Below are 5879 nucleotides of genomic sequence, written 5' to 3' on the forward strand. Positions count from 1 at the left end.
CGCCAGCAACGTGCTGGCGGATGTCTCGCAGACCGTCACCGGCAGCCTGTCGATCGCCGCCAGCCAGACCATCGCCAGCTACTGGCTGCCACGCCGGCTGGCTGCCTTCCATGAGGCCTATCCCGCCGTCAGGCTGAATGTCAGCATCGGCAACACCAGCCAGGTCGAGACCCAGGTCCTCGACGGCACGGCGGATTTCGGCCTGGTCGAGGGGCGGACCGAATCCGATATCCTGCGGCGCGCCAAGGTCGATGTGGATCGCCTGCTGCTGGTCGTCGCTCCGTCGCATCCGAAGATCGCCGAACATGCGCCGGGCCGTCCCGATATCAGGGAGCTGCGCTGGATCATCAGGGAGGGCGGCTCGGGAACGCGCGAGGCGCTGGAGGATCTCGCGCGCCGCGAGGCGGTTCCGTTCGCGGATCTCAGGATATTCCTCGTCCTGCCCAGCAACGAGGCGATCCGCCAGGCGGTCGAGGCGGGCGCCGGCGCCACCATCATTTCGGAACTCGTCGTCGGCCGCGCCGTGGCCGAAGGCAGCCTGCGCTCGGTGCCGATCGACCTGCCGCGGCGCGACTTCGCCATCATCACCCACCGCGACCGCCAGCCGAGCCTCGCCCAGACGGCGCTGCGGGCGCATTTGGGAAAGGCGGACTTGCCGCCGGCGGACAGGGGCTGATCGGGAAGAAGGGCTTCAGGCGAATTTCCGCTGCGCATCAAGCGCCAGTCCAAGCCCGACCGAGCCGAACATGTCGCCCTCGATGACGGAGGCCTGCGGCACCAGCGAGAGGATCTGGCGTTTGGCGAGAGGGATCGCTGTCGAGCCACCGGTCAGGAACACGGCAGTTATGACGGAAGTGTCAACACCGGCATCCGCAATCGTCTGCCTCACGGTCTCGGTCACCCGGTCGATGTCGGCCCCGATCGTTGCCTCGAGGCCGGCGCGCGTGATCTCGGCTGCGAAGCGTGCGCCGGGCAGGGACACTTTCACCTCGGCGGCAGGCTGATCCGTCAGCGCGATCTTGGCCCTTTCCACCAGGCCCGCCAGCGCGTGGCCGTAGCGGTGCTCGACGATATGGATGAAGCGGCCGACGAGATCTGCGCGCTCGGCCTCGAAGCGGATTTGCTTCAGGTCCGTCATCGCCTTGGCGGTATAGACGAGGTTGATGCGCTGCCAGGTCGCCAGGTCGATGAAATAGCTCGCCGGTAGATTGCGCTTGCCGTCCTTGGTCGGCGTCAGATAGCCGAGTTCGGGCATTATGTGGGCGATGCTGAGCAGCCGGTCGAAGTCGGTGCCGCCGATATGGATGCCGCGGTTGGCCAGGATGTCGCCCTTGCGATCGTTCGAGCGGGCGCGCTCGGGCGAGACCCGCACCACCGAGAAGTCGGACGTGCCGCCGCCCATGTCGACGATCAGCGCCAGTTCCTCCCGGGCAACCTTCTGCTCGTAGTCGAGCGCCGCCGCGATCGGCTCGAACTGGAAGGCGATGTGCTTGAACCCCTGGGCGCGCGCCGCCTTTTCAAGCTCACTTTCCGCCCTCGCATCGGCCTCGGCGTCATCGTCGACGAATTGTACGGGCCGACCGAGCACGATGGTCTCGACCGGAGCGCGCGCGTCCTCTTCGAGGCGCTTCTTCAGATGGGCGATGAAGAAACCGATGATGTCGGTGAAGCCGATCAGGCGCGCCTTGATGCGGGTCTTCTCGTGAGCGAGCGAGCTGCCGAGCACGCTCTTCAGCGAGCGCATCAGCCGCCCCTCGATGCTGTCGGTGTAGTCGCTGATAGCACGGCGGCCGAAATAGGTATGGCCGTCCTCGAAGTTGAAGAAGACGGCGCTTGGCAATGTAGGTTGTTCACCTTCCAGCGCTACCAGTCGCGCCTGCCCGTTCCGGATCACGCCCACGGTGGAATTGGACGTGCCGAAATCGATGCCGCCGAATGCTGATTGCATAGCAGCCTCCTGTCATTGGTTCGTCGCAGCGGATCGCCGGCGCCGGCAAAGGCGCGGACGTCCGGATGGCCGGACCGTTCTGCCGAATTGAATGTGCGTGTTTGCCTTGGGAGGCGGCGGTTTATCGCATCATCGAAAAAAGGGAAAGCCTCTTTTCCCGGGGAGATCAATCCTTGCGGAAGACCAGCCGCCCCAGCCAGCCGGTCAGCATGGCGAGCGATACCGCGAAGACGCCGTAGAGAAAGGAATAGTCGTGCGCGACGCGGAAGATCGACTGCTCGAAACCGGATTTACGGATTTCGAGCTGGGCCGAGCTTTCCTTGATGAACATGCCGCTCTTGAACAGGAAGGCGCGCGCCTTGTGGGTGCCGACCGGAACGTCGGGCGCCAGCCTCACCGTGGCGCGGAACAGGTTCTGCGACAGGAACTGCACGCCGCCGACATTTTCGCTGTAGAGCCCGGTCGCCTTCTTGCGATCTCGCAGCGCGGCGGTGAACTCCTCGATCGTCGCCGGGCTGTCGGTCTCGTCGGCGGGCTTCATGTAGAGGTTGGCCGAGCCGAGCGACAGCTGCTTGTAGCTGTTCGGTTCGGTTATGTCCTGCAGCGGCCGCGTCGTGGCCACCGAATAGGACACCGGCACATTCTCGAACGTCTCCGACTCCAGATTGATCCAGACGCCGAGCACCCGGTCCTTGCGCCGCACCACCACCGGTCGCGGCGGGCCCTCGAGCACGACGATGACGTCGTAGCGCCCCTGGCGCGCAACCAGCGGATCGGGATTCTCCAGCGATCCGAAGATGGTCAGGTCGGCGCCGGAAAACCCGGCGGTGATCGAGACGGCGTCGGTCGACAGGCCGATCTGGATGCCTTCGACCGGCGGCGTCTGGGCCGCCGTCGGCGACGCGGCCGCGACGAGCAGAAGCAAGGCAGCGGCCGCGAACCCCCTCCACCCCGCCATCAGCTCAGGCCCGCCGCGGAAAGCGAATAGAGATTGGGCGGCGTGACGAACAGATCGATCGCCAGGCGGATGGCGACGGCCAGAACCAGCAGCGCCAGCAATGCCCTGAGCTGCTCACCGCGCAGCTTCTGGCCGGCCTTGGCGCCATATTGCGCGCCGGCGACACCGCCCGCCATCAATAGGAAGGCGAGCATCACATCGACCGTCTGGTTGGTGGTGGCGTGCACCAGCGTGGTGTAGGCCGAGGTGAAGATGATCTGGAACAGCGAGGTGCCGATGACGACGTTGGTCGGCACTTTCAGGAGATAGATCAGCGCCGGCACCATGATGAAGCCGCCGCCGACACCCATGATCGACGACAGGAAGCCGATGCCGGCGCCGAGCCCGAGCACCGGGATGACGCTGACGAACAGCTTCGAGGCGCGGAAGCGCATCTTCAACGGCAGTCGATGGATCCAGTTGTGCTGGCCGGATTTCTTCAGCACGGGTGCGGCGCCGCTGCGGGTGGCGCGCAGCGCATTGACGCTCTCGACCAGCATCAGCCCGCCGACGGTGCCGAGCAGCGCGACGTAGAGCAGCGAAATGAAGAGATCCAACTGGCCGAGCCGGCGCAGCACGGCAAACACATAGACACCGCCGGTCGAGCCGACGATGCCGCCCGCGAGCAGCACGCCGCCGAGCTTGAAGTCGAGCGTGCCGCGCTTCATGTGCGACAGCGCGCCGGAAAAGGAAGAGGCGATGACCTGGTTGGCGCCGGTGGCGACCGCGATGGCCGGCGGGATGTTGTAGAAGATCAGCAGCGGCGTGATGAGGAAGCCGCCGCCTACCCCGAACATGCCCGACAGGAAACCAACCGCCGCCCCCATGGCCAGCAGCACGAAGACGTTGACGGAAATTTCCGCGATCGGGAGATAGATGCCCACCCGTCAGTCTCGATCAGTTTGCCTGTCGGCGATGCAGCCGCAGCGTGCAGTCTCGCACCGAAAAGCCAATTTTTTCTTGCGCCGACGCGGCGGCGGGGACCAAACCCCGCCGCCGCGTCGAAACAAAAAACATCTCAATCAGTTAACAGGCAAATGTGTGGCAAGGACATCGCGGAAGCGACGCCTCTGCCGTTATTTGCGCGCCAGCAGCGCCTTGACCAGTTGTTCATCGACCTCGCCGGTCGGTTTCATCTTGTTGTCGGTCTGGAAGGCCATGATCGCGGTCTTGGTCTTGTCGCCCATCACGCCGTCGGCGCCGCCGGCTTCATAGCCGTTCTTGTTGAGGATCAGCTGGATGTTCTTGACCGCCTTCTTCATGTCGATGCTGGCGGTCGTCTGCGGCGTCCCCTCCTGCCAGGATTCGGGGATGTCGACGGAGTTGGCTGCCTGGTCGATCGGCTTTGCCTTCCACAGCTCGGCAGCGGCGCGCGCCCGCTCCAGCTGCCCCGGACGCAACGCATTGGCGATCTCGTCGCGCTTGGACGCAGCGTCCTTGTCGCCGGTCTTGGCGACGAGCGCGAACCATTTGTAGGATTCCTCCAGGTTCTGCTTCATGCCGACGCCCTTGGCCGCCAGGATGCCGAGATTGAACTGGCTGTCCTTGACGCCGCGGTCGGCCGCGGCCTGGAACCAGTGTGCCGCCGACTCATTGTCGGTCACGCCGTCCGCCGCCATGGCGAACAGCACGGCGAGATTGTGCATGGCGCTGGCGTTGCCCTGCTCGGCGGCGAGCTGGTAGTAGGTCTTGGCCTTCTTGATGTCGCGGGCGACGCCGATCCCCTTCTCGTAGAAATTGCCGATGCGGTATTCGGCCGGCGCGAGGCCGAGCTCGGCGGCCTTCTCGTACCACTTGGCCGCCGCCTTCATGTCCTCCTTGACGCCGCGCGATTCTGCATAGCGCGAGCCGACCTCGAACAGCGCCTTGGCGTCACCGCCGGCCGCCGCGTCGCGCAGGGCCTGCGGACCTGCGTCAGCCGGGATGTTATATGTCGCCGCCGCTGCCTCAGGCGCGGCGCCGGCGGGCGGAACCGCGCCGGTGGTGGCGGGCACCGTCGGCGCGGCGGTCGGCGCCGTGGCCATCGGCTCGGCGTCGGCATCCGCGTCCGTTGCTGGCGCCGCGGGCGCTGCAGCGGTGACATCCGGCGCCGTCGCAGCAGGCGCGGCCGAAGCCATGGGCGTTGGTGCCGGCTCAGTGGCGGCGGGCGCCGCCTGCTTCACCATATCGGCGTCCGTCGGCGGCACGGCCGCGGTCTGCGCGGGCGCCGCGTCCCTGACCGGTTCCGCTTGCCGCACGGCACGGGTCGGCGTCTCCTGCGCCGCGGAAGCCGCCTTTGGCTCGGCAATGGTCTTCGGTTCGGCCGGGGCGTTGAGCGAGGCCGTCTCCACCGGCTGGGCGGCGATGATCGGCGCGGCGTCGTTGCTGGCAACCGGGGCCGGATCGGAGAAGAAGGCCTTGCCAAGCTGCAGGCCGGCAAGCGCTAGCATGATCGCGGCCGCCGCCATCAGGATCGGCTTGCGCCGCGCCTTGAGCAGATCGCCGATCCTGAGCGCCTTGACCGGGCCGCCCATCGTCGACTGGCGCTTCAGCGCGTCGGCCTCGGCGGCGGCCGCTTGCGCTGCGCGCCTTGCGGCGGCGATGAAGTCGGACTTGGCCGCGTCGCTCTCGCTGCGCTTGACGGGCGGGCTACGCTCGTCGCGCACGCGCTTCATGATGGCGCTGAGGTCTGGTGCGCCGGAGCCTGGTTCCAGCGGCCGGTTGGCAAGTTTCGGATCGAGCGGCTGGTCGATGTCGACGCTTGGGGCGTCGACCTCAGGCGCCGAACCGGCGAGCGGCGGCGTATCCGCCTGCTTCTTGCCCCTGAAGGCGCGCGCCAGTCCGCCGAACATCGACTTCTTGCCGGCCTTCTCGCCCTTTTCGGCGATCGTGTCCGAACCGAGCGCCGCCATGGCGGCGCTCGGTTCGGACACGATCGCCGAAAAGGGCGAGAAG

5 protein-coding genes are annotated in these 5879 nt (G+C 66.6%); 1 reads left to right on the forward strand and 4 read right to left on the reverse strand.

Annotated elements, in window-relative coordinates; genetic code table 11:
• The coding region (locus tag EN745_RS27980; RefSeq protein WP_127422748.1) for a LysR substrate-binding domain-containing protein at positions 1-676 on the forward strand (676 nt) is incomplete at its 5' end.
• A gap of 15 nt (positions 677-691) precedes the next feature.
• On the opposite strand, the gene EN745_RS27985 is transcribed toward EN745_RS27980, so the two are convergent.
• The 4 genes from EN745_RS27985 to EN745_RS28000 all read right to left on the reverse strand — a co-directional run.
• Positions 692-1948: an Hsp70 family protein gene (locus tag EN745_RS27985; protein WP_127422749.1), complete on the reverse strand. Its 1257-nt coding sequence runs from the start codon at positions 1946-1948 to the stop codon at positions 692-694.
• Between the two features lie 166 nt (positions 1949-2114).
• Positions 2115-2906 (reverse strand): TIGR02186 family protein, encoded by a 792-nt coding sequence (locus tag EN745_RS27990; protein ID WP_127407320.1) that lies wholly within the window; start codon positions 2904-2906, stop codon positions 2115-2117.
• A complete protein-coding gene (locus tag EN745_RS27995) occupies positions 2906-3829 on the reverse strand; it encodes a sulfite exporter TauE/SafE family protein (protein ID WP_127422750.1) in 924 nt (307 codons plus the stop codon). Before EN745_RS27995 ends, EN745_RS27990 begins: the two co-directional genes overlap by 1 nt.
• Positions 3830-4021: 192 nt before the next feature.
• Positions 4022-5879, reverse strand: a 1858-nt coding sequence (locus tag EN745_RS28000) for an SEL1-like repeat protein (RefSeq protein ID WP_145992164.1), incomplete at its 5' end; no start/stop codon positions are given.

It is taken from the genome of Mesorhizobium sp. M4A.F.Ca.ET.022.05.2.1 (assembly GCF_003998845.1).
In the GTDB taxonomy this organism is placed as follows: Bacteria; Pseudomonadota; Alphaproteobacteria; order Rhizobiales; family Rhizobiaceae; genus Mesorhizobium.

Coding starts and splice junctions, on each gene's coding strand:
- EN745_RS27985 (WP_127422749.1), bottom strand. CDS start 1,948: ATGCAATCAGCATTCGGCGGCATCGATTTCGGCACGTCCAATTCCACC.
- EN745_RS27990 (WP_127407320.1), bottom strand. CDS start 2,906: ATGGCGGGGTGGAGGGGGTTCGCGGCCGCTGCCTTGCTTCTGCTCGTC.